Below are 24,782 nucleotides of genomic sequence, written 5' to 3'. Positions count from 1 at the left end.
CTGTTTTTTAGTTTGGAAGGTTTTTACTGTTTTTTATTAATTTACTTAGGAGAAATAAATGGCTGCTAGTGTTGGAAGTCGGAAAGTTATTAATAAGCAACAAAAGGCTATTAATAAGTTTGTGGTGAATAAGGTGATACCACCTTTAGTAGCTTTAGCGGTTTTTTTGGTGATTTGGCAGTTGTTATGTTTAAATCCTAATTTCAAATTGCCAGGACCAATAGAAACTATTTCGGAAACCTGGGATCCGTTTATCATTCATCCTTTTTTTGATAATGGTGAAAGTGATAAAGGTTTAGGTTGGCAAATACTTAATAGTTTAGGTAGAGTAGGTTTAGGATTTTCGTTAGCAGTAATTGTCGGTGTTGCTTTAGGAATTTTTATTGGTGTAAACAAGTTTTTGTATAATGCCGTAGATCCAATTTTTCAAGTATTAAGAACGATTCCGCCTTTGGCTTGGTTGCCTATTTCTCTAGCAGCTTTTCAACAAGCTAACCCTTCAGCAATTTTCGTGATTTTTATTACTTCCATTTGGCCAATTTTGATTAATACAACAGTGGGTGTACAAAATATTCCCCAAGATTATGTAAATGTGGCTCGTGTTTTAAAGTTGAAAGGATTTAAGTATTATTTGAAAATAGTCTTTCCAGCAACTGTTCCTTATATTTTTACAGGTTTGAGAATTGGCATCGGTTTATCTTGGTTGGCAATTGTCGCCGCAGAAATGTTAGTTGGTGGTGTGGGTATTGGTTCATTTATTTGGGATGCCTATAACACGACTACGGAAACTAATTTGAGTGAGATTATTATCGCATTGGTATATGTGGGTTTGGTAGGGTTGATTCTCGATAGAATGGTGGCTTTTATTGCTGATAAAGTTGTACAAACAGAACATAAATAATTCGTAATTCGTAATTATTCCCTATTCCCTATTCCCTGTTCCCTATGAAAAGCTTTTTAGAAATTGACCATGTAGACCGAATATTTAACCTTCCTAATGGGGGTAAATATATTGCTTTAAAAAATATTGAATTGAAAATTTCAGAAGGTGAATTTATTTCTTTGATTGGTCATTCTGGTTGTGGTAAGTCTACTTTACTAAATATTATTGCTGGGTTAGATCAAGCAAGTATTGGTGGAGTGACTTTAGATGGTCGAGAAGTGAGAGAACCTGGTCCGGATAGGATGGTGGTTTTTCAAAATTATTCCTTACTTCCTTGGTTAACTGTGCGGGAAAATATCGCGTTAGCGGTGGATGAAGTACATCAAAATTTACCTCAAGGAGAACGTCGAGGAATAATAGAAGAACATATTGATATGGTGGGGTTGCGACGTGCAGCCAACAAACGTCCTAGTGAGTTATCGGGGGGAATGAAACAACGAGTTGCGATCGCCCGTGCATTAGCTACCCGTCCGAAATTGTTATTGTTAGATGAACCTTTTGGTGCTTTGGATGCACTGACAAGGGGTAATTTACAAGAACAATTAATGCAAATTTGTAATGAACACAAAATTACCTGTGTGATGGTGACACATGATGTCGATGAGGCTTTATTATTGAGCGATCGCATTGTCATGTTGACCAATGGTCCAGAAGCACACATTGGGCAAATTCTCGAAGTTCCTATCCCCCGTCCCCGTCAACGTTTGGAAGTAGTTAACCATCCCAGTTATTACAACTTGCGGAATCAAATGATCTACTTCCTCAACCAACAAAAACAAGCGAAAAAACGCCAAAAACAACCCACAGCACCTGCAATTATTTCTAATAACAACTTAGAAAAAGTTCATTTAGAAATTGGCTATATTCCCCTCACCCAAGCCGCACCTTTAATAATTGCAAAAGAGAAAGGTTTCTTTTCTAAATACGGTTTAGATGTCAATTTAACCCCAGAAAATAGTTGGAAAGACATCGCCAAAGGTGTAGCCACAGGCAAACTTGATGCTGCCCAAATGGTAGCAGGAATGCCTTTAGCTATGACATTAGGTGCAAATGGCAAAACTCCCGTTTCAATGGTGACAGCCATGACCCTTTCCCGCAACGGTAGTGCTATTACTTTCAGCCAAGAATTATTTAATAATGGGGTTACAAACCTAGCCGAATTTCAAAAAATTATCAGCGCAGACCTTGACAAAACCCACACATTGGGAGTTGTCCATCCTGCATCAATGCAGAACTTATTATTACGCTATTGGTTAGCAGCAGGTGGAATTCAACCTGATGTAGATGTCAGTTTGATGGTAATTCCACCAAAAGAAATGGTCACTTCTCTGCAAGACAGAAAAATTGATGGTTACTGTGTCGGTGAACCTTGGAACTCCCACGCCGTTGATCAAAATTTGGGTTTTATTATCGCCATTACATCAGAACTTTGGCATGGACATCCAGACAAAATATTAGGAGTGCGAGAAGACTGGGCGCAAGAAAATCCTCAAACCCATTTAGCAGTAGTAAAAGCCTTATTAGCAGCTTGTGAATATTGTGATGACATTCGCAACCGGGAAGAAGTTCTCAAATTAATTTCCCATCCTCATTATTTAGGTAGTAATTCTCTGCATTTACGTCCTGGTTTAGTAGACAATTATCAACTAAATCATCACAAAACCCAAACATCACATCAGTTTTATTTCAATAAAGCCAACTATCCAGACCGTAATGAAATGCTATGGATATTAACCCAATTAGCCCGTTGGGGTTTAGTATCTTTTCCTAAAAACTGGATAGAAATAATTGACAGAGTTTGTCGCCCCGATATATTTGGTGCAGCCGCAAGAGAAAGAGGAATTTTAGATATTGGACGGGAAGAACCCATTCAACTATTTGATGGTAAAATATTTAATCCTTCCGAACCAATCGAATATCTAAAAAGTTTGGAAATTAAACGTCAGTTGCGCGTTGAAGAAATATTTATGTAAGGAGTCAGGAGTCAGAATAATTTTAGATTATATAGGACTCACGCAAAATATCTCTGAAACCCTCTTTCCTTCGCGTTCTTAGTGCCTATCCCTAGGGGAAGCTACGCGAACGTGGTTCATTCTTCCGTAACTCGTGCGTAAGCCCTGTTATAGATTGAAGTTAACAAAAACAATCCAAAATCCAAAATCCAAAATCCAAAATTGAATTACCCATTACCAAAAAATCATGACAGTAGTAAACTTTAAGAAAAACACCCAAAATCAACAATTACGCAATCAAAAACAAGAAGACTTTTTAGTAATTGATGGTGTCAACAAAATTTACCCCACCGCCGAAGATCCATACACTGTCCTAGATGACATTAACCTGAAAGTAAATGAAGGTGAATTTATTTGTTTAATTGGACATTCCGGTTGTGGAAAATCTACACTCCTGAACATGGTTTCTGGCTTTAATAAACCTACTAACGGTGTCGTATGGTTACAAGGTCAACCCATCACCGAACCAGGACCAGATAGAATGATGGTCTTTCAAAACTATTGCTTACTCCCTTGGTTAAACGTATTTGATAACGTTTATCTCGCCGTAGATGCCGTATTTCCTAACAAAACCCAAGCAGAAAAACGAACAATAGTCAGAGAACATTTAGCAATGGTAGGACTAACAGAAGCCGCCCAAAAAAACCCCAGTCAAATATCAGGAGGAATGAAACAAAGAGTAGCCATAGCCCGTGCTTTAGCTATTCGTCCCCAACTCCTGATTTTAGATGAACCCTTCGGTGCTTTAGATGCCATCACCAAAGAAGAACTACAAGAAGAACTCCTACAAATTTGGTCAGAACATCAAGTCACAGTTTTAATGATTACCCATGACATTGATGAAGCACTTTTCCTAGCAGACAAATTAGTCATGATGACAAACGGACCAGCAGCAAACATTGGCGAAATATTAGAAATACCCTTCTCCCGTCCTCGCAACCGTCGCCGCATCATGGAAAACCCAGAATATTATCACTTAAGAAATCACGCCCTAGACTTCCTATATCGTCGCTGCGCCCATATTGAAGAGTAGTTAAAAGTTGAATAGAAAAATAATTTTCGCACGCAAAGGCGCAATCTCCGTCAGGAGATACCGCAGGGTAGAACACAAAGAAAACATATTCCTACATCAAAAATCATCCTCATTTTCTCTGCGCCTCTGCGTCTCTGCGTGCAATAAAAAAATCTACAATTATGACAGAAATTACAAAAACAGCTTGCCCTTATTGCGGTGTTGGTTGTGGCTTAGAAGTCACCCCACCAGCACAACATGGAAAACCAACAAATAGAGATAGTGAAGGCACTCCAACTTGGCGAGTGAGAGGTGATAAATCCCATCCATCTAGTCAAGGTATGGTATGTGTTAAAGGTGCAACTGTCACCGAATCTATCCATAAAAATAGATTGCATTATCCCATGTTTAGAAAATCCTTAAATCAAGATTTTCAACGTATTAGCTGGGACGAAGCTTTTAACATTATCACCCAAAATATTCAAAAAACATTAGTTAATCATGGTGCAGAATCTATCTGTATGTATGGTTCTGGACAATTTCAAACAGAAGATTATTATATTGCTCAAAAATTACTCAAAGGTTGTTTAGGAACTAATAACTTTGATGCTAATTCCCGTCTTTGTATGTCTAGTGCGGTATCTGGGTACATTCAAAGTTTTGGTTCTGATGGGCCTCCTTGTTGTTACGATGATTTGGAATTAACAGACTGTGCTTTTTTGATTGGTACAAATACCGCAGAATGCCATCCGATTGTTTTTAATAGATTAGCGAAATATCACAAGAAAAATCGTCACGTCAAAATGGTAGTTGTTGACCCCCGTCGCACACCTACCGCAGAAGCCGCAGATTTACATTTAGCTATTCGTCCCGGTACAGATATTGATTTATTAAATGGTATTGCCCATTTATTAATGAAATGGAATTATATAGATACAGCTTTTATTGATGATTGTACTAGCAATTTTCCAGCATACACAGAAGTAATTCGCCATTATTCTCCTGATATTGTTGCCCGTCAATGTGGTATTAGTATTGAAGATTTAGAAACTGCTGCTAAATATTGGGGTAAATCCAAATCTGTACTTTCTTTATGGTCAATGGGGGTCAATCAATCTTCTGAAGGTACGGCAAAAGTTAGAACTATTATTAATTTACATTTAATGACCGGACAAATCGGTAAAACCGGTGCAGGTCCTTTTTCTCTGACTGGTCAACCTAATGCAATGGGAGGGAGAGAAGCAGGAGGTTTATCCCATTTATTACCGGGTTATCGGTTAGTAAGAAATGAACAGCATCGCACAGAAGTTGAAGATTTTTGGGGTTTAGAAAGAGGTCAAATTTCCCCTATTCCCGGTTTAACTGCTTGGGATATGATTACAGGTTTAGAATCTGGAAATGTGGGTTTATTTTGGATAGCTGCAACTAATCCCGCTGTAAGTATGCCAGATTTAGAACGCACTAAAAAAGCTTTATTAAAATCACCTTTTACGATTTATCAAGATGCCTATTATCCCACGGAAACCACTGCTTATGCCCATCTTTTATTACCTGCGGCACAATGGGGTGAAAAAACTGGTGTCATGACTAATTCTGAACGTCGCGTTACTCTCTGTCCAGCTTTTCAACCACCACCAAAAGAAGCAAAAGCTGATTGGAAAATTTTTGCAGAAGTTGGAAAAAGATTAGGTTTTCCAGATAAGTTTAATTATAAAAATTCAGCGGAAGTTTATCAAGAATTTGTCCAATTAACTCGTCAGCGTCCTTGTGATATGTCGGGTTTGAGTCATGAATTTTTAACTACAAATGGTGCAACCCATTGGCCTTTTTCCCAAGGTAGTAATTCAGAAACTAAAAGATTATATACAAATTTACGATTTCATACCCCAGATGGACGTGCTAAATTTGGTGCGTACTATTCTCAAGGTTTAGCTGAACCACCTGATCCTAATTATCCTTTTGTATTAACTACAGGAAGATTATATGGACATTGGCACACCCAAACACGCACAGGTAGAATTGAAAAAATTCGCCAAATGCACCCAGAACCGTTTATAGAAATTCATCCCCGTGATGCAGCACAGTTGGGTATTATTGACGGTCAGTTAGTGGAAGTGCGATCGCGTCGTGGTCAAGCTAAGTTTCCTGCTAAAATTACTAAGGCTATTACTCCTGGTACTGTGTTTGTCCCTATGCACTGGGGTAAACTGTGGGCAGAAGAGGCGGAATCTAATGCTCTTACTCACTCAGCATCTTGTCCTGATTCTTTACAGCCTGAATTAAAAGCTTGTGCTGTGCAGCTATTACCTATTTCTGTAAAAACAACTGCTAAAAATTATCAAGTTTTGTCCTCTCAATGTTAAACTCTTGAATATATTCTCAATTAAAAATTACAAATTTAACCATAATAAATTATTAATGCTGATGATTATATTTTCTAATAATCAAGATATAACAATATTTTATTTGTTAAATGTGTAGTCTGCAAACTCAACTAATAAACTTGAAAAACTTGATTTTTATCAAGATAAAAACTTTACTCAAATAAAAAAAATTTATCCTTTAGATTCATCTATAGGATTTTTATTTTATATGTGTATTTTCTAAAATATCTAGTAAAGGGACTACCAAAAAATGAGAAGACTACTCAAACAACTTACACAACTTACTAGCGATGAAAACTTTATACATTTGATAGAAAATGTAGAGGTAGTAGTATCAAAAGTACTATCTTTAATGATGCTGGTCATAATTTTTGCTGCCTTGGCTGACTTAGTATTATTTATAGGTAAAGAAATACTTTCTCCATCAGCAGGAAGTTTTAGTCAGAATCTATTTAAAGTATTTGGTTTATTTCTCAATATCTTGATTGCCTTGGAAATTTTAGAAAATATCACTGGCTATCTCAAAAAGCACGTTTTACAAGTTGAGTTAGTAATTGTAACTTCCTTAATTGCTATTGCCAGAAAAATAATTATTCTCGATCTAAAAGCAACAGAAGGCATAGAAATTATCGGCTTAGGAATTGCTATTCTTTCATTATCAATTAGCTATTTCATTATTCGCAGCAGTAATTCAAAAAGAGAACATTAAACTACTAATCTGGGCAGGAAAGACTAAGAAATTAAGATCACACCAGTATTATTCTCTCCATCCTTATTTTACTATCTTGGAATTGAACCTGTATGAAAGAATTATTTGCATTTGAAGCTGATTTTGTTGATAACCTACGCTGTATACCCATGCAGGTACGTTACAAATTAGATACCTGTGGTATCAAGCTGAGATTGTCTGATTGGAATCAAATGAATCTATCAGAACGTGCTAATTTAGTTGAACTGCCTTGTGCAACCGAAACAGAAATTCAATCTTACCAAGAGTATTTACAAGACTTAATTTTGAACCTGACAGGAACACCAGCTACTAAATTACCCGTAGAACCTCTTCCGTCTTGGATGGACGCAACAAATGTACCACCCAGTGTTCAGGATAAAGCGCAGGAAATGGGTGTCACTATCACTTTACAAAATTGGCAAAATTTAACACCATTACAAAGGTTTGCGCTGATTAAACTTAGCCGTTCAGGACACGAAAACAAAAACTTTTCCAAAGCAATGGCAGAATTTAATCTGGTTTAGTCGATAGTACCGAGTGCTGAGTACCGAGTGCTGAGTGCTGAGTTAACAGTTAAGAGTTTAGAGTTTAGAGTTTAGCTATACGTCAAGCTATGCTATCAGGATTCACAAATTTGTTAATTTTGAATTTTGTTAACGTAGATCCTCTGAAAGAGGCATTTTGAATGTTGAAATTTTTTCTCCCCTACACCCTACACCCTCAAATAGTTGTAAATTTGGTATTTTGTATTTTAAATTGGAGCAAAGCTACATTTAGTGAAGTTATAGTGTATTTATCAATGGTGCTGCTGTTTATAAGGCTAAGTCTACTACCACAACATTTGATACTGTAGCTCGGCGTAAGCCATAGAATTTGTTTAGACACACTCACTAACTCGATGACAGGCAAAAACGCAAGACATAATGCATTTCTGCGGCTAGTGTCTAGTAAGGTCGTAGCTTCTGGGTCAGAATCTCGCTACTCGCTGCTTCCCAATCAAGAAATGGTCATTGGACGCGACCCCAGCTGCCAAGTTGTCTTGGATGCCATGATGTACCGGATGGTATCTCGTCGTCATGCGGCGGTTCGTCCCCTCTCTTTATCTCCAGATAGCAGATTCAGTTGGGTGATTTGCGATTTGAATAGTGCTAATGGCACTTTTTTAAATGGAAAACTTTTGCAAGGTTCTCAAGAACTGCACCAAGGAGATCGCATTTCTCTGGGTGCTGATGGACCTGAATTCATCTTTGAGTATGAATTTGTCCCGCAACCTACAGTAATGACAGCTAACCAAGGCACAATTATCGCCTCTGCCAAAAACCAGCAACGCCAATCACAGCATGACTCAGTTAGCTTCACACAGCTATTTCCCATTATTTCTACTGGTAAAGATTTGACTCGCAAAGCTTACCTTGTACCAGGAATATTAACAGTTATCTTTGTCGTGCTGATGTTCGGTACTGTAGGTAATCCCCAGGCCAATCAAGTGATTGTGGGTTCTTACATCGCTTCTGCTGCTTACTATTTTGTTTACCAACTTTGCGGTAAACAGAAGCCTTGGTGGGTACTCATCGCTATGGCATTGAGTACAATGCTAATTTTGCTCAGTCCATTATTAGATTTTTTTATCTTTGTATTTCGCGTCATTCTTCCTGGTAGTTTACCCTCATCTCAAGAGTCAATTACCTTTACAGAATTACTGGTGCGAATGTTTTTCGGCGCTGGTTTGATGGAAGAGTTTCTCAAGGCATTACCAGTATTAGGAGCTTATTTCATCGGTAACTCGTTGCCATCACCTTGGAAAGAACGTATAGGTGTTTGGGAACCTTTAGACGGTATTTTGTTAGGAACTGCTTCCGCTGTAGGTTTCACTTTGCTGGAAACTCTTGGTCAATATGTACCAGTCATCACACAAAATGTTACCCAACAATCAGGCGTAGGGGCTGGTCAACTGGTAGGTTTACAACTGTTAATTCCCCGCATTTTGGGTTCTGTGGCTGGACACATGGCTTACAGCGGCTATTTGGGTTATTTTATCGGTTTAGCTGTCCTGAAGCCGTTGATGGGTTGGCAAATTCTTGCCGTTGGTTATTTGAGTGCCTCCGCACTTCACGCTTTATGGAATGCTACAGGTTCTATTAATGCGCTGCTATTGGTAATTGTGGGTGTTTTATCCTACGCTTTTTTGATGGCGGCCATCCTCAAAGCACGGGTACTATCACCAACGCGATCGCAAAATTTCGCTACTCGCTTTCTCGAACCCAAATAAAGCAGGAGTCAGGAGTCAGGAGTCAGGAGTCAGGAGTCAGGAGTCAGGAGTCAGGAGTCAGGAGTCAGGAGTCAGGAGTAAAACCCTCTTTTCGTGGGAGTTTCATGAATGGCTTACGCCAAGCTGCGCTAACAATTGATATCCTAACCACCCTGTCCACGGCTATAAATAATTTATGGGGGAATTGGAGGCAAAAGGCAAAAGTTCTTAATATTGAATTTTGAATTTTGAATTTTTTCTCCCCCACACCCCACACCCTTTTCTCCCATCTATATCTTAGGATAGATGGAAAATTATTCCTATTAGTCTATATGTAGACTATGCTGCAAAAATTGTGAGTAAAAAATGAAAATTGTCCGCACCAATTTACAGCATATTGCAGATAAATGAGCTAAAAAGTTTAATCATAAAGCCTGGTAGTAAGAGGTTTTTATTGCTGACTGCTCAAAGCTGACAAATGGTATCAGACACAGAAGAATAGCGGCACAATTAATCATAAATACTCGCCATACTCACTTCATTAAAACCCATTAATGAAAGTATAATCTCAGGATTTATTATCTAAATCAGAAAGTTCTTGGAAGGCATATTGAGCGATCGCAAAAGCTGCTTTGGCCTGTTCTATTTCTGATAAGCCCGTCCAGCCGCGATTTTCAATATTGCTGATGAGAACTGCCAATTTGTTTTGGTCATAACTTCGCATTGCGGGTTCAAAATGACGAACTAAAACACATAAATCTTCTGTGGCGAAATTTGGCACTAAACTTTGCACACATTCTACTAATTGTTCACTGGCTGATAGTTCTAAATTGATAATTTCCACTGCTTTTTGGGCGATAGTATTGAGCCAATTGGCAGGGACTAAAGCAGCAAAAGCATTATGTAAGGTTGTTTGTAGACTTTTAGATGGCTTTTCATCATGATCAGTTTTAGAATGATAAACTTGATCCCAGAGTGCGTCTAAATTGTGATAAAAATCTTCTGAACGCCTAGTTAAATCTTCTGAGAGCAAATCATCGCATCCAAATTGTTGTTCCAGTTCATGAAAATAGGATTCTGACCCTTCATCTACCAGATTCCACGGATAAGTCCCATCTTCAGGTTGTAGTAGTCCTTCTAATAACTCTAAATGCGTTGCAGTTGGTAAAAATTTGCAAATATCTAAACCATTAATTTTATTAATCATCTTCTTGCCTCACAATTTATTAGCCTTGTTGAAAGCTACAACTATAAAAATCAAATTTCCGCAAAAACAATTCAGTCATTGGGCATTGGGCATAGATAAAAGGCAAGAGTTCTTAATTTTGACTTTTGACTTTTGACTTGATTTTTCCCCCTGCTCCCTGCTCCCTGCTCCCCTGCTTCTTCTCTGTCACCTGTCACCTGTCACCTATCTCCTTCAATCAAAAACTCCCATGTTTCACCTTTAGCACTACCAAATTTTAATTGCATTCCCGATATCAAAGGCACTTCTTCGCGGAGGATTTGTTGCCAACCATTCGGGCCTAAGCACCAAGTTGTTCCATAGGTAGAAAAATCTTGCAGGTAATAAGTGGTAACTGGTTGACCACCAGCAAAAATATTCCGGCAGAGGATTTCCGCGTGGCGTTTGGAAACATAAAGTTCAGGAATGACAATATCATTGTCTTTGGTGCGACCAATACGAGTCACACCAGAACGGAGTAACCAAGTTTTCCCCTCTGGTGAAAGCGATCGCAAACAGGCTGTAGGTTTTGGGGAATTAATACCTGAAATAGCAGTATCTGGTAATTCCGTAATTCCTTCATCCACACTTTTAATCAATTCACCATGAAAATCTGGATGTAGGTAGAGGACTGGCAGAGTCCAAGCTGGTTGATTGAACTTATATACTGTTAACAGTTCTTGTCTGGCTGCTGCCACTGCTTCATCAATTGGCTTACGCGATCGCAATGCTTGTGCAAAAGCTTTGATAAAACTGTGACTTTCTTGGTCAGCAATTTCATCTCGCATCGCTAACACCGCAGGTACACCATGACGGATTAGCACTTCAGCCAAACTACTAGCAGGGATAACCTGTTGATTGATTACCGCTGGTTGCGCTCCCCAGCAGGCATTAAAAACCCCCAGTTTTACACCTGTACGAGTTAATACTTGGGCTAATTCTATCCCATTTAGGGTCATATTTTCACCCAAGAATAATAAACCACCATCCACAGCAGGTAGACCGTGACCAGCGAAAAAAAAGACATTATATGCCTTGGTTTCTAACTCTTGAATTAACTTTTCTGGAGTGGGTTGCAAGAGTGTTTTCACCCTACAGGCAGCTACAGAATTTTTCCCAGATAAACTAGATTCTGACAATATTTTTTCTAGAATAGCAGCTTCTTTTTCTAATTCCAGATTGTCATCATGTCCTAACACCAATAAGACATTCAACGCCGGGTCTGCTCGTAAATTTGGTAGGGGTTCAACTTCACTGGTAGTACGACTAAATAGAATATCTTGGGAAAGAGATATTGCTGATTGGCCAGGTTCGCGCTGCATAATTTCCCAAGGCAGAGCAATCAGATCAGGGTCACGAATTTCCAAGCGAAAACGCAAATGCTTATTTTGACCCATAGCCATGCCGCGACTGCGTTCTAAACTGCCCAGAATTGCCCCATCAAATACCCAACGCCATAAATTTATACCCAGAAATTGCATCAACCTACTACTGTAAGGACTGGTAGTTGAACCGACCAAGGGTGAACTTACCCCAATCGGTAATGTGTTTACTCCTGGTAATGTGGAAACCGAAGAAATATCTAGGGGACTATGACCAGCAAACATCTGCTGCCATTCTTGCCAAATTTGGCCAAGTTCAGCAGAAAACACACAGTCGCGCAAAACATAACCACTGGGATAGGGAGCTTTGACAACCCAAATGGCGAAATTATCAGTGCCAGTATTTACTAGACGAGCGATCGCCACATTCAGGCAGGACATGGGTTTGTGGAAACTAAACTCTAAGAACAAGTAATTGACAATAAACTTTGTCTGCAAAAAAATTTGGATCTAGTGAATTTTGGATTTTGTTCTTCACCTGCATTATCATATCCTATGTCGGTGATCATAATTTAGTGAAGTACCTACACTGAGCCTTCTTATACAGTGTAGGCTTCCTGTGTCATCTACCGTTACTTTGTTGGGAACATTGTAGAAACAATGTGTGTTACCAAAAACGCTCCAGCTTACTCACTGAGATGGAGGTGATTGACTCACTGGAGATGGCAATAAATCTGCTGGCGTTTCTAAAGGTGTTGATTCCGGTGCTAAATTTGTGGACTGCGGGCTGGGAGATGAAGTTGGTGGATCAGCTATTCTCGATGGTAGCTGCCGTTGCATTTTCAGCCAATATCCTAAAGAGCCAGCAGCTAATAACACCCCGCAAATAATTAGTAACTGTAGCGGCAGTTGAGCAGCGCGGACAGGCTTGGTTTCTGGAATGACTTGAGTTTGCTGATGTGTATTGTCTGAATTTGCCTGATCGGTTGCTCTGGATGTCAAGTCTACAGTTTTGTTAGCAGCAACAGCAGAAATATATGCTTGCAGTTTAATCTCAGGTTCAGTGTATTTGACTTGATAATGTACCAAAGCAATGGTCGAATTATCATGTCCATTCTTTGTATTGGCAATTTCTATCAGCCGAGAGGCAACATTTTCTATGTTTGTATCACCAGCGAGAACGGGTAATATTTCTGTTTCCCAAGACTCTTCCACTCGGTCAAAATCACTTAACCCATCAGTTGTGAGCAAAAAAACAGCATCTTCGTCAATGATAAATCGTTGAGAAGTGGGATGCAATGAAGCACTCTTACTCATACCTAAAGCTTGGACTAAAGAGCCAGCCCCACTATGTTGTAATGCTTCACGATAAATAGCATAGCCTAAGCGCACCTCACGGGAAGCCACATCGTCATCCAGAGTAACTTGATAACAACCGTGGCGAGTAATCCAATAAGCACGGCTATCACCAATATGGGTAATATAAATTTCGTGGGCAATGGGCAAAGCCATCACCAAAGTAGTTCCCATCCGTTGCCGCCCTTGGCGATGTTCAGTATCATTGCGTTGGCTGATTTTATCATTGACAATAGATACTGCCTGTTCTAGATCATTGAGCAGTAGCAATGGGTCTATATTTTCATAAGGAACAGAAGTTAATTGGGTGATTTGTTGGTGAATGGTTTCAATTGCTAAATTGGATGCTATGTTACCCCCTTCGTGTCCACCAATGCCATCACAAACGATAGCGAACGCTGTTTGCTGGGGCGGTTTACTCACAAGAATGCCGCTAGAAGGATAACAAGCATCTTCGTTACGTTGCCGACTAGGGCCTGTATCAGTTTGGGTAATAATTTTAATGCTGGTGCTTTGGGTGGGCGCATTTCGCCCAGATGAGGCTGTCCCTAATCCTGCTAATCCTTGATCTAAGACTGCTATTAATTGCTCAGATGAACTGATTTCTCCCTGAATTAGAGCATCGCTAATTTGCTTGAGGAATTCAGCAATGGCAGGTTTGGCATCTTTGACTAATTGTTCCCAAAATGCTCCTAATTGAGACAATGTTGGTGCTGTAGGGGAATCAAAATGCAATTCTAGTAACCTGACTAAAGCCCCTTCAACTCGCAACAGGTGAGGACTTAATAGGCTAGAAGCTACTCCTTCAGTCAACAAGGGTTGCCACAAATTAGCCATCTGCCAGAGCCAATTCATTTGCCGCATTGATGAGGCATCACCCCATGCTGTTGTTAACTGGTGGCACAGATTTACTTGAGAGTCTGTACTATCCCCTTGGAGGGGTGGTTTTTCTAGCAGTAATACCTTGGTTTGAGATTGGCTCTCATCGAGAGAAAGTATCCCATATACCTGGGGTATATGTAAACGATAAGGAATTAGTTTTAGATAAGCTTTAATTTGATAGGCATAATCTAATTCCGGTATTTGGGGTACTAAACCAGGTTTGAGATCAAAAATAATTGATTCACTAATCACCAAGTAGCGATCGGCTAAAATTTCTCCAGGACTACCCAGATTCAAACTTTCTCCCACCGCCCACAGGTAACGCTTAGGTAAGGAGGTGGAACATCGCTGGCAATACTTGTGGGTCAGCGGGTTAGCAGCTTGACAATATTCATTTGGGCAGGAGAGCGTTGCCGCGTCATTTTCCATATTTGTCGCACCGATCAGCGATTGGCAATTTATTTAACAGCATGAGTAGCGTCAATTTAGACCGCTCGTATTTTTACACTCAATATATCCAACTTTGGATCATGATTTTAGTCCAAAAGGGTTTAGGGGAGCAGGGGAGCAGAGGAGAATAATGTATTATCTCTTGCATGGGTGTCTTTTGCTTCCTGCTTTATTCCTGTTTTTGGTGAGTTACCAAATTATAAATTTTATAACTCACCCAGAATAACTCTGAACCTTATTGGTTTGCGTTAGCAGCCACTTGAGGTAATCCCATGCTGTAGTTATTAACGCGGCTAGAGAGATTGTAGCTAATCTCCCCTTTTTGCAAGAGCGATCGCAGATAATGCTCTAGGTCTGAACCAATCCGGCGCAAGTTATAATCTGTTAGGTCTAAGCCACTGGAAGCTTCTACTAGTTCATCAAATTTGCGATAAACTTTCTGTAGCGTGTCTTCATTCCAGTTAAATTCGTTGTCTGGATCAATATCTAAAGTCAAGACATGATTGCTAGGAACTAGTTCATCTTTATCCATTTCCGCCGCAAAAATGCGAATATGACGGGTTGTGGACTTGAGCAGCATCGGGTTATCCATAAAAATGTGTAAGATTTTGGTTGATTACACTGCAATCATTTTAACTGCTGTGATTGACCTTGGTTCTCTCAAATTGTTGCCTTTAACTGCTTTAGGGACTTCCAATTAAACAATATCCTCATCTGTAGGTTAGCAGATTCAATCAAAACAATTCGTTAGTAATGCACCTGGCGCAGTTCCTGAGTTGATAAATGTGTTTTTTTCTTAGTCTCGCACCATATCCAGTACTAGGTTGTTTTCAAAGGTACTAAGCTGTGAAAAATTTAATTTGCCTATTTTTTTGGGGAAAAAGCGTATAAAATCTTCCTTGTCTACTTTCCCTCCCAGGACTTACGCAAAAGAACGAAAAATTAAGGTTTTGCTAGGGTAGGGTATAAGGTGAAATGAGAGAAGAAAAGCCCTTACACCCTACATCCTACACCCTCTTCATAGCTTTCTCAGTATCACTAGTAGTTTTTGACACCATCTATACTTTTTGGTGAAATTCTGGTTTAGAATAATAAGCCTAAGTCCGTAGGTAATTTTCCAGAAAAAATTTTTAGAGTTCAACCTTCTTTCACTAATTACCTCCTCCTCAATTTACTGACAAAAAACTCACATATAGTAGTTTTACTGAAATGGTCAATAATCTTAGCCAGCTTTAATCCAGGATAAAATAACGGTAATTCTTCTTAAGTAAGATTACTGTATTACTCGTAAAAACTTAAACGGTTATTGACGTTTAGATAAAGTTGATGTAAAAACTTTTAAAAAGGTGTGACAACTTCTTACAGAAACTTTATTGTATGGAATCTGAAAAACTGAATAATAGTTTAGGACTGAAGATATGCCATAACTAGCACAGGATGATCAAAATCTAGACAGTAAAAATCCAGTAGGAACAAAAATAGGGGGGAGAAAGAAATGGAATGCAAATATGATGGATGAAGAAACACTCTCACATTTAAACACTTCTTTGTATTCAAAAGAGATATGAAGAATTTTTTTCTGGATATCTGGCTTCTCATCGGCATGAACACCAAGTAAAGGAATCCTCAAGACTATGAACTCCAAAGCATTACCGCGCCAAATCAATAATCTCGAAGTGGGTGTTTATGAGTGCGAAATTCATCTTAAATTCCGTTTGATTGAGGAAAAAAGTCTATTGGGCGATCGCGAACAACTTTTGCAGGTGCTGCTAGATGCACTGACTGAAGGATCTGATGATTTTTTGGAAACACTGCAAGCGTCTGTAAAGGCACAGGAGGTTTCTGAGTTCAAAGCATCCCCTCAAATGAGACGACAGCTGATGCGCTTACGGAACTTTGCTGATAACAGCCAATAGTTAAGGGAGTGATTTTGAGTAGAGGCAAATTCTGAATTGAGCATTAATTAGCGAATTTATTGAGGCTTGCACCTAGCAATCTGCGCCGATTAGGAGTTAGCTTGTATAATCTAACTCTACAAATACAAGTGAAAATATCACTTCATATAAGTTCAAGAAAGCATCTACATTATTCCTTTTTTTTGACTACCAATGGTTGAGAACCTACTCAATCAGGTTGCCTTCTGCTTTCAATATGGGCTAGAGTTGTTGAAATTTACACCCAGGGGAATTGAATACAGGGTTTCGTTCCCGTCATTATTATCTATTGAGTGTAGTTGGATAGCAAACTCGGGTGCATTTTACCAATTATTGTATCGAAGTTCTCAAGACAATACTGGCAGTCTAGATTAAAGATAAGTAGAAAGGCGCGAAGAAACAGAAGTATGTATCAAAAAGTAAAGTTGCCTAAAAACTTCTTCCCTCCAGCATAGCTGCCTCCTGCCTCCTGCCTTATCATCACGACAATTTTTAACGCCGATCTACTTAGATCAAAAATCAAATAAGATTGAATTAAGTTAACTCACTGACAGCGATTTTTAGGTAAATTAACCATGAAAGTCGGTACTAGCAACTTGGGTTATTTATTAAGGTAGATGAATTATCAAGGTAATGAATGATTAAATTTGCCAGAGTCTTTCACTTCTGTGATTAAGGTTTGGTAAAGTACCAAGCCTTTTTTATACTAAGTATTCAAAATAACGGCGGAAATAATATCAAGTTCGGCTAATCACTGACGATATAAATCTTTCGTCAGTAGGTGCTATGTCTTGATTCCCTATTAATAGCCCCAATAGATAAGTAGGTTGGCGTTAAAAATTGTCGTTGGGATAAGGCAGGGAGCAGGGGGAAAAAGGGTTTTAGCCTTGTTTACTTTTCTTTACACAGTTTGGTTTTATTCTGCCCACCTACTTATGATAACTATTCAAACGAACATGATATAAACCAGCCATTCCGAATTACTAAAAAGCTGACGCTGTATTCATTTTGAATTCACGGTCGTACTAGGTTTAAGATTACTCCTTAAGGAGGATGTTTAAATTGCTTAAAATTTATAAACTAACGGTATATTTTACCCTGAGTGAAGTCTGGGCTTGGTTTCCCTTCCAAGCCTTTTTATTTTTCCATCCGTCCTGGTATCACACCCATGACACTAGGAGGAATTTCCGTCAGTAGACGAAATGGAAAAACAGGAGTTGAAGCAATTTGAGCATAATCAGGACTAAGAAAAACAGAATATTTACTCGCTTCTGGAGTTAACTGCGCTGCCATTGCTAAAGTAATAGCCTTGACATATTTACGAACATCAGCAGCTTGTTTACCCACTACTTCCCGACTAGGAATGGATGAGTTGGTTTTTCCTTGCGGATCAGAAGTGATGTTAGGATCTACCACACTCAAATGAGTACCACCAACCGCAGCCACCAACCATTTAGGAGAGGGAACTTTTGCAAAACTGATAATTTGTTCACTTAACGCTGGGGTGATGTCATCGGCTGAACCTGTCAAAACTAGAGTCGGTACTTGCACTTTTGTTAAACCGGTTTCACCAAATAATAAAGAAGTCGCAGGACTTAAAGCTACGATCTGTTTTATTCTTTCATCTCGCAGTTGGTAGCTATTTTCTGGTAATTCTTTAGCTACACACAAGAAATTTTGTAACAAAGTCAATTTAGCGGCATTTTGCTCACAGCTTTGTTTAAGACTAGCAATTTGCAATTCACCACCACCTAATGCTAATGCTGTAGTACCGCCAAAAGAATAACCGACAACCATGACATTATTGGTTAGTAGTTTTCCTTGTAATGGGTTATTTGCGGTTTGGTTGAGTTTTGCTAATTCATCAACAACAAAACTAATATCTCGCGGTCTATCTACAAATTCCTGGGGTTTTAGCAGCGGAGTTTTGTTTTTAAGTGCTAATTCCCTACTGGTGAAATTACTGCCAGGGTGTTCTAAAGCTGCAACCACATAACCATGAGATGCAAGATGTTCTGCTAAGTAACGCAAATCTGTACGAACTAAACCAAAACCATGAGAAAAGACAATTACGGGTTTTTCGGTACTTGCAGAATTTGACCAGTAAATATCGAGGGGAATTTGACGTTGGCGCTTTTCGTCATTTAAATTCAAGTTCAGTATTTGTACTTGGGCGCTTCCTGGTTGCGTAGGATCTAAGGAATAAGCTAGTTTGAGTTTGCTAGGGTCGATTCGGGGAGTCATAGTCAGCATAAACTGCTGAGTCCGCCAAAAAGCCATATTTAAAGTTCGTGCCACTGTTAACGCTTGTGGTACGTTAATTTCCAGGTTTTGGCTGGGATAGGCAGCAATAAAACTGAGTACGGATAGACCCTGGGGTGAGTTAGCACCTAAAATTAAACCTGCTCTGATTGCTTGAACTCCAGCTTTGTCTTCGCGGACTAAAGCTTGAGAAATGTCATTGAGAACGGTATTACCCAGTTGAGTATTCAGTAACCGATTGAGAGTGACAACATTCACAGGTACTCTGGTTTTTAAGCCTCGCACTAGAAAATTGCGTTGCTGTTTGGTTAATCTTTTGGTGTAAGTGCCTAAACTAGCGGGTAGTTCTCCTGTTTGGGCAGCTGTTTTTAAATCTGCAAGGGAAGCGGATTCTTCCAAGGGTCCGTAGCGCACAACTAGTTTATCTGCTGCTTGTGCGGAAGAGTTTGTGAATACTAACTGTGTCAGTGTCATAGCTACGCTCACCGCAGGTATCGCACTGAATAAACCTGCAATTATCTTTAGATTTTTCCAGCTTTTTTTTGTAGACATTTTTAAAACTGCACCTCAACTTCAGGGATTGTAGCTGTTTTTGGAGTTTTTGACTACGATTTTGACACTCCGATAGCTAGTTTTTGGCTTTGATTGCATTTGGCTTTGTACTCTAATACCAGCACTACTTAATCACCTCCTTAATGTTTTTAGATATTGTTTAATATACACTATCTATATATACCAAGCAAGGGTAATTTCTAGAATGGCTAAATTTTCTCCAGATGAATACAGGCACGAAGGCAACGCAGTTTCATTGCTTAACTACCACTTTGTTTTTATACCTAAACGCCGAAAAAAAGTTCTCACCGGAGTAATAGCCGAAAGACTCCAGCAGATCATCTGTGATGTTTGCAATGAAAATAGATGGAGAATCATTGCGATGGAAATAATGCCAGACCATGTACACCTGTTTATTAACGCTAAACCAACTGATAACCCATCTCAAATCATGAGCAGAATCAAGGGAAGGGCATCTCATTTCTTGAGAAAAGAATTTCCTGAGTTGCTAAAACTTCCTACTTTGTGGTCTCCTAGTTATTTTGTTAGCACTGCTGGCAATATTTGTACAGAAACAGTTAAACACTACATTGCTCAACAAAGAAAATAAGTAGAACGACGGGAAAAAACCAAAGTATGTAAAGAAAAGTAAATTAACCTAAAAACCTCTTCTCTCTTGCCTTTTGCCTCCGGTTGGTGAGCGAAGTCGAACCACTGCCTCTTGCCTTGTCATAACGACAATTTTTAACGCCTACCTACTTAGTTAAAATCACTGAGGCGTAAACGCCTCAAATGGCTTTCATCCCTTGCCTAAAGGACGGTTAAGTTTTGGAGCGTGGCGTAAAAACTTAACCGTTCGGCTGACGCTCACGGCGAAGCCTCAAGGGTTTTCAGCCTTTTTTCTTATAAACATAATTAAATACAGCAGCAGTCATCAGTAAAACCCTTTTCGTGCAAGGCTTTGTCATAAAAATTTGTACCTGATTGGTCTGAATATGCTGTATAAAATAATTAGGAGCTAGATTGCGGACTTGCGGAAGTGTCTAGGATTCTGAATCCATTTTCTTAACTAAGGCAGGAGTCTGTTGTTGTAACAGGGATTTATACCCAGATCCAAAAACTTTTGGACTGAAAAGGTGAGGCTTTATATCAATTGTTTCAATTAATTTGTATAGGATTGTAATATGCGCCGTACTCTTATTTATGGCTTAATTTTGCTGATTTCTTTCTTGATTATTATTATTTGGTGGCCTGTAAATGATTCTAATTGTAGTCTGGTGACTTTACTGAGGTTAAAAAAACAAAACTTCCAAATACAAGCGACTCAGGTTGTTGTTAAACCTTGGCTGGGTGAACATCATGTATATGGAATATTTAAAGTCCCTGATGAATATAAAGAGACCGAATTTTTTATGTTATCTATTCCAGATAATCGTCAATACTGTTCTCGTCCGTTTGGATATAGCCAAAATTATAATGATGTTTTTGCAGACACAGGAACGCATTTAATCAAGCACTATATTAGAAGTCGCATTGCCGTAAAAATGATTTTCCAAGGTTTATATTTTCAACTTAATAATCCCCAAAACTGGACTTTGACATTTCCTAAACAACCAAGTAATCAAGTCGGTGATTGAGTTGTTAACACATTTCTTGCTCACAAATTAGTAGCAGCATTGACTATAATTTGTGCGGCACCTGTGAAAAAAGAATGTTTAATATTTTTTGGTAAATTCCTGGGTTGATAATACCGCAGCTTCCGAAGATATAGGGACTTCCAGAAATTAAATTATTCAATGAGTGAGAACCAATATGAGTATGAGATTTTTCCTCCCCTGCGCCCCCTGCTTCCCCTGCTGACCCAAACGATGGAATATTTTTTTAGTTGGAAGTCCCTAAAATCTAAAATTCCCGGTCACTAAAATAGTCTCTACTCCTGGATACTAAAATGGTGCGTAGAGTATACTCCACAGTTTAAACTACGTGATAGCAAAATTTGACTAGAGGGTAACGATGAGTAAAACGGTTTTGATTACAGGAGCTTCCAGTGGTATTGGTGAAGCAACAGCCAAGTATTTTCTCCAGAAAGGCTGGAACGTTTCAGCAACAATGCGGTCTCCCAATAAAGCTGAAACTTTGGCAAAGGAAAATAACCTGATCTGTCCATATCTTGATCTCACAAAACCTGAAACGATTACTACTGCAACCAGCGAAACATTAGAGCATTTTGGGCATATTGATGTTTTGGTTAACAACGCTGGATATGCGCTCATGGGACCTCTAGAAGCCGTCACACCTGAGCAGTTACAACAACAGTTTCAAACAAATTTTTTCGGGCTTGTATCCACTATCCAAGCAGTTATTCCAGTTTTCCGCCAACAAGGGAAAGGTACAATTATCAATGTTTCGTCCATTGGTGGTCGTCTAGCTTTTCCGCTAACTTCTTCTTATCACGCAACAAAATGGGCTGTAGACGGACTTTCTGAGTCTCTCAGCTATGAACTAAGTTCCTTTGGCATTCAGGTAAAAATTATTGAACCAGGTGGTATCAAAACTAACTTTTTTAATCACGGCACAATTTGGGCTACCCATCCTGACTATGCACAAATGATAAATAATTTACAGCAGTTCACAAAAAAACTTGATGACTATTTAGCACCACCAGAAGGGGTGGCAAAAACAATTTATCGCGCAGCAACTGATCAATCAGCAAGACTGCGTTACTCTCCTTATGGTGAGGCTTATTTCTTCCTACACGCCATACTTCCAGATCAATTATGGCGATCTTTAGTTGGTAAGATTATGCTTGGGAAAATTAAGTAAGTAGAACGACGGGAAAAAACCAAAGTATGTAAAGAAAAGTAAATTAACCTAAAAACCTCTTGCCTCTTGCCTTGTCATAACGACAATTTTTAACGCCTACCTACTTAACTTTGATCATCTGAACACAAAGTTTTACAACTTGTCTTTTGACAGAATTACCAATTTAAAGTAGATTTGCCATCTATAAAAGTTCTGACTTGGCTTCAGAACTAATAACCCAGGACTCAGAACTTTACTTATGCTAGATTTATTGCCGATTACCATTCTGGGCTTTCTGGGGAGTTTTGGACATTGCTTTGGGATGTGTGGACCCCTAGCAGTTGCGTTTTCCCTTTCCCATCAAGAAGAAACTCAGAGTTGGCAACGGCAATTAAAATTTCATATTTTGCTCAACTTAGGGCGAATGTTGAGTTATGCTCTAGTCGGCGCAGGTATTGGCGCTCTAGGTTCAGTATTAATTGAAGGTGGACAATTAGCAGGTATTGGTAGCGATTTGCGTCGCTGGATAGCAATAATTACTGGCATGATGCTGATTTGGTTTGGTTTAGGACAACTTCAACCAGACTTATTACCGCCTATTCCTTTATTACACCCCTTATTGAAAGGTAGTTTGCATAACCGCTTGAGCGCGGGAATGGTGAAGCTATCTTTACATACAAAATCTTGGACACCAGCACTTTTGGGCATGACTTGGGGTTTAATGCCTTGCGGTTTTTTATACGTTGCTCAAATTAAAGCTGCGGCGACAGGTAATTTGTGGCAAGGTGCTATTACCATGTTAGCTTTTGGCTTGGGAACTTTGCCGACAATGTTGGGAGTAAGTGTTTCTACTTCCTTAATGAGTAAAGATCGGCGCAGTCAGTTATTTCGCTTGGGTGGTTGGGTGACACTAATCATTGGTGTAATTACCCTGTTGCGAACCGGTGACACAATGGTAGATTACAGTGGACACGCTGCTCTAATTTGCTTAATTTTGACGTTAATTGCCCGTCCTATTAGTGGTTTGTGTTCATCACCTATGCGCTACCGTCGGGCTTTAGGAGTAGGAGCGTTTGTGCTTTCGGTGGTACATACCATTCATAATATAGAACATTCTCTCAATTGGAATTTAGCCGCTGTTTGGTTCTTACCGGTAGAATTTCAATGGGGAATGAGTGCAGGTGCTGTAGCTTTGGTGTTGATAAGTCCTGCGGCTTTTACCAGTTTTGATTTTCTGCAAAAGTCTTTAGGTAAGATTTGGCGGACAATTCATCTTTTGAGTGTTCCGGCTTTGTTATTGACTAGCATTCATGCAGTATTGATTGGTTCTCATTATCTGGGTGCTTTAAGATTGACTTGGGGTAATAAATTGGCAGCTTTATTATTAGGAATAATTACCCTGGGTGTTTTATTAGTGCGATCACCATTTTTTTGGTCAATTTTTAGAATCGAAAAATTTTATTTTCCTCCAAATAAGACAGATAAAAAATCCATTAAAAATTAAAAATTAAAAATTAAAAAACTTCTGCCTATTCCATATTCCATATTCACTATGTAATTATGAATTACAAATTATTACTAGTTTTGTTATTTACTTCATTCACACTCCTACCTATTGCTGCTGCCCATACAGTAAAAATAGCAGGTGATGTTGGTGGTACTATCCACATTGAACCTAATGATAACCCCCGTGCTGGTGAAACTGCTCAAACTTGGTTTGCGCTAACTCGCAAAGGTGGTCAGGTATTGCCCCTCAAAGAGTGTAATTGCCAGTTGGCTATTTATGCCGAACCCCATACACCAGGAGAACCCGCACTACTTGAACCTCCTTTAAAACCCGTTGATGCTGAACGGTATCTAGGCATACCAGGAGCAGAAATTACTTTTCCCAAACCAGGAGTCTATGAACTGCAACTAAGTGGAAATCCATTGACAGCAGGGAATTTTCGACCATTTGAGTTAAAATTTCAAGTCACCGTAGCCACAGGTAAAGCAGTACCAGCAGCCGGAGAAAATGTGATAGAAACTAATCAACAACAAGCTGAGATAGTAAATTTTACAAAGCCTATAATTATTGTGGCAATTATACTTTTATCTATAGGTATTGTATTGTTCTTAGTTCAAGCAGTTACAAGACAGTAGTGTGCAGTACAAAACTTACACAAAATGCTCCTTAGCTTTTTGGTATCGGCAACTCAATGACAAAACAACTACCCACCCCTAACTCACTGGTTAAGGTAATATATCCCCCGTGCAGTTCGACGATGCGTTTGACAAGAGTCAATCCTAACCCCGTACCCTCATAGGTGCGATTGAGTCTACTATCGACTTGAATGAAAGGCTCAAATACTCTCTGAAGATTTTCTGGGGCGATACCAATCCCTGTATCTCTGATAGCAATTTGTAGATAATGTTGTTCCTCGCTCGCTGTTGGGGTAATGACTTCTAAGGTAATCTGTCCATCTACGGGTGTGAATTTCACGGCATTATTGAGCAGATTAATCAACACTTGGCGAATGCGTCTTTCATTTATATATAACTCAGGTAAATCAACAGGTAACTTACTTTCTATCCGAATTGATTTTTTTGCCGCTTGAGGTTTGATAAGTACCTAAGCAAAATTAATTTTATATTCCTTTCCAAATTCTCGAATGATTTTTTCAACATA

At 39.1% G+C, this 24,782-nt stretch carries 19 protein-coding genes; 13 read left to right on the top strand and 6 right to left on the bottom strand.

Annotated features, from left to right (window positions below; translation table 11 throughout):
• Positions 1 to 58 precede the first annotated feature (58 nt).
• The 7 genes from ntrB (at position 59) to A0J48_RS18900 (ending at position 9,350) form a co-directional block, all read left to right on the top strand.
• A complete protein-coding gene (gene ntrB, locus A0J48_RS18930; RefSeq protein ID WP_200325779.1) occupies positions 59 to 901 on the top strand; it encodes a nitrate ABC transporter permease in 843 nt (280 codons plus the stop codon).
• Positions 902 to 945: 44 nt separating this feature from the next.
• The gene (locus A0J48_RS18925) at positions 946 to 2,916 is read left to right on the top strand and encodes an ABC transporter ATP-binding/substrate-binding protein (protein WP_200325777.1); all 1,971 of its coding nucleotides are present in this window, start codon (positions 946 to 948) and stop codon (positions 2,914 to 2,916) included.
• Between the two features lie 226 nt (positions 2,917 to 3,142).
• The gene (locus tag A0J48_RS18920; protein WP_200325775.1) at positions 3,143 to 3,988 is read left to right on the top strand and encodes a nitrate ABC transporter ATP-binding protein; all 846 of its coding nucleotides are present in this window, start codon (positions 3,143 to 3,145) and stop codon (positions 3,986 to 3,988) included.
• Between the two features lie 161 nt (positions 3,989 to 4,149).
• The gene (locus tag A0J48_RS18915; protein WP_200325773.1) at positions 4,150 to 6,330 is read left to right on the top strand and encodes a molybdopterin oxidoreductase family protein; all 2,181 of its coding nucleotides are present in this window, start codon (positions 4,150 to 4,152) and stop codon (positions 6,328 to 6,330) included.
• A gap of 271 nt (positions 6,331 to 6,601) precedes the next feature.
• Positions 6,602 to 7,060 carry a phosphate-starvation-inducible PsiE family protein gene (locus A0J48_RS18910; protein WP_200325771.1) on the top strand — a complete coding sequence of 153 codons (459 nt, stop codon included), beginning with the start codon at positions 6,602 to 6,604 and terminating at the stop codon, positions 7,058 to 7,060.
• Positions 7,061 to 7,152: 92 nt separating this feature from the next.
• Positions 7,153 to 7,605, top strand: coding sequence for a nitrate reductase associated protein (locus A0J48_RS18905; protein ID WP_200325769.1), 453 nt, complete (start codon positions 7,153 to 7,155; stop codon positions 7,603 to 7,605).
• Positions 7,606 to 7,979: 374 nt separating this feature from the next.
• Positions 7,980 to 9,350 carry a PrsW family glutamic-type intramembrane protease gene (locus A0J48_RS18900; RefSeq protein ID WP_200325767.1) on the top strand — a complete coding sequence of 457 codons (1,371 nt, stop codon included), beginning with the start codon at positions 7,980 to 7,982 and terminating at the stop codon, positions 9,348 to 9,350.
• Between the two features lie 547 nt (positions 9,351 to 9,897).
• On the opposite strand, the gene A0J48_RS18895 is transcribed toward A0J48_RS18900, so the two are convergent.
• From A0J48_RS18895 to ndhM, 4 genes are all read right to left on the bottom strand, one after another.
• Complete coding sequence (locus tag A0J48_RS18895) at positions 9,898 to 10,536, bottom strand: hypothetical protein (protein WP_200325765.1); 639 nt, start codon at positions 10,534 to 10,536, stop codon at positions 9,898 to 9,900.
• 200 nt (positions 10,537 to 10,736) lie between these two features.
• The gene (locus A0J48_RS18890) at positions 10,737 to 12,317 is read right to left on the bottom strand and encodes a CHAT domain-containing protein (RefSeq protein ID WP_200325763.1); all 1,581 of its coding nucleotides are present in this window, start codon (positions 12,315 to 12,317) and stop codon (positions 10,737 to 10,739) included.
• Between the two features lie 249 nt (positions 12,318 to 12,566).
• On the bottom strand, positions 12,567 to 14,543 hold the full coding sequence (locus A0J48_RS18885) for a PP2C family protein-serine/threonine phosphatase (RefSeq protein WP_200325761.1): 1,977 nt from the start codon (positions 14,541 to 14,543) through the stop codon (positions 12,567 to 12,569).
• Between the two features lie 256 nt (positions 14,544 to 14,799).
• Positions 14,800 to 15,156, bottom strand: a complete 357-nt coding sequence (gene ndhM / locus A0J48_RS18880; RefSeq protein ID WP_325078878.1) for an NAD(P)H-quinone oxidoreductase subunit M — start codon at positions 15,154 to 15,156, stop codon at positions 14,800 to 14,802.
• 1,042 nt (positions 15,157 to 16,198) lie between these two features.
• Here ndhM and A0J48_RS18875 point away from each other — a divergent pair.
• Positions 16,199 to 16,480: an Npun_R1517 family heterocyst differentiation transcriptional regulator gene (locus A0J48_RS18875; protein WP_016948939.1), complete on the top strand. Its 282-nt coding sequence runs from the start codon at positions 16,199 to 16,201 to the stop codon at positions 16,478 to 16,480.
• Positions 16,481 to 17,635: 1,155 nt separating this feature from the next.
• Here the strand turns inward: A0J48_RS18875 and A0J48_RS18870 are convergent.
• Complete coding sequence (locus A0J48_RS18870; RefSeq protein WP_200325759.1) at positions 17,636 to 19,312, bottom strand: alpha/beta hydrolase; 1,677 nt, start codon at positions 19,310 to 19,312, stop codon at positions 17,636 to 17,638.
• Positions 19,313 to 19,517: 205 nt separating this feature from the next.
• Here A0J48_RS18870 and tnpA point away from each other — a divergent pair, with 205 nt between their 5' ends.
• The 5 genes from tnpA to A0J48_RS18845 all read left to right on the top strand — a co-directional run bounded on the left by tnpA (position 19,518) and on the right by A0J48_RS18845 (position 24,256).
• Complete coding sequence (tnpA, locus tag A0J48_RS18865; RefSeq protein ID WP_200325757.1) at positions 19,518 to 19,922, top strand: IS200/IS605 family transposase; 405 nt, start codon at positions 19,518 to 19,520, stop codon at positions 19,920 to 19,922.
• Positions 19,923 to 20,496: 574 nt separating this feature from the next.
• Positions 20,497 to 20,949 carry a hypothetical protein gene (locus tag A0J48_RS18860; RefSeq protein ID WP_200325755.1) on the top strand — a complete coding sequence of 151 codons (453 nt, stop codon included), beginning with the start codon at positions 20,497 to 20,499 and terminating at the stop codon, positions 20,947 to 20,949.
• A gap of 376 nt (positions 20,950 to 21,325) precedes the next feature.
• Complete coding sequence (locus A0J48_RS18855; RefSeq protein ID WP_200325753.1) at positions 21,326 to 22,135, top strand: SDR family oxidoreductase; 810 nt, start codon at positions 21,326 to 21,328, stop codon at positions 22,133 to 22,135.
• A gap of 238 nt (positions 22,136 to 22,373) precedes the next feature.
• Positions 22,374 to 23,618, top strand: coding sequence for an urease accessory protein UreH domain-containing protein (locus A0J48_RS18850; RefSeq protein WP_200325751.1), 1,245 nt, complete (start codon positions 22,374 to 22,376; stop codon positions 23,616 to 23,618).
• 56 nt (positions 23,619 to 23,674) lie between these two features.
• Positions 23,675 to 24,256: a hypothetical protein gene (locus A0J48_RS18845; protein ID WP_200325749.1), complete on the top strand. Its 582-nt coding sequence runs from the start codon at positions 23,675 to 23,677 to the stop codon at positions 24,254 to 24,256.
• A gap of 31 nt (positions 24,257 to 24,287) precedes the next feature.
• On the opposite strand, the gene A0J48_RS18840 is transcribed toward A0J48_RS18845, so the two are convergent.
• Entirely contained in the window at positions 24,288 to 24,632 is a 345-nt protein-coding gene (locus A0J48_RS18840; protein WP_325078892.1) for an ATP-binding protein, read from the bottom strand.
• Positions 24,633 to 24,782 lie beyond the last annotated feature (150 nt).

Source organism: Sphaerospermopsis aphanizomenoides BCCUSP55 (genome assembly GCF_001586785.1).
Taxonomy (GTDB): domain Bacteria; phylum Cyanobacteriota; class Cyanobacteriia; order Cyanobacteriales; family Nostocaceae; genus Sphaerospermopsis_A; species Sphaerospermopsis_A aphanizomenoides_A.
This window is presented reverse-complemented; position numbering and strand designations above follow the sequence as displayed.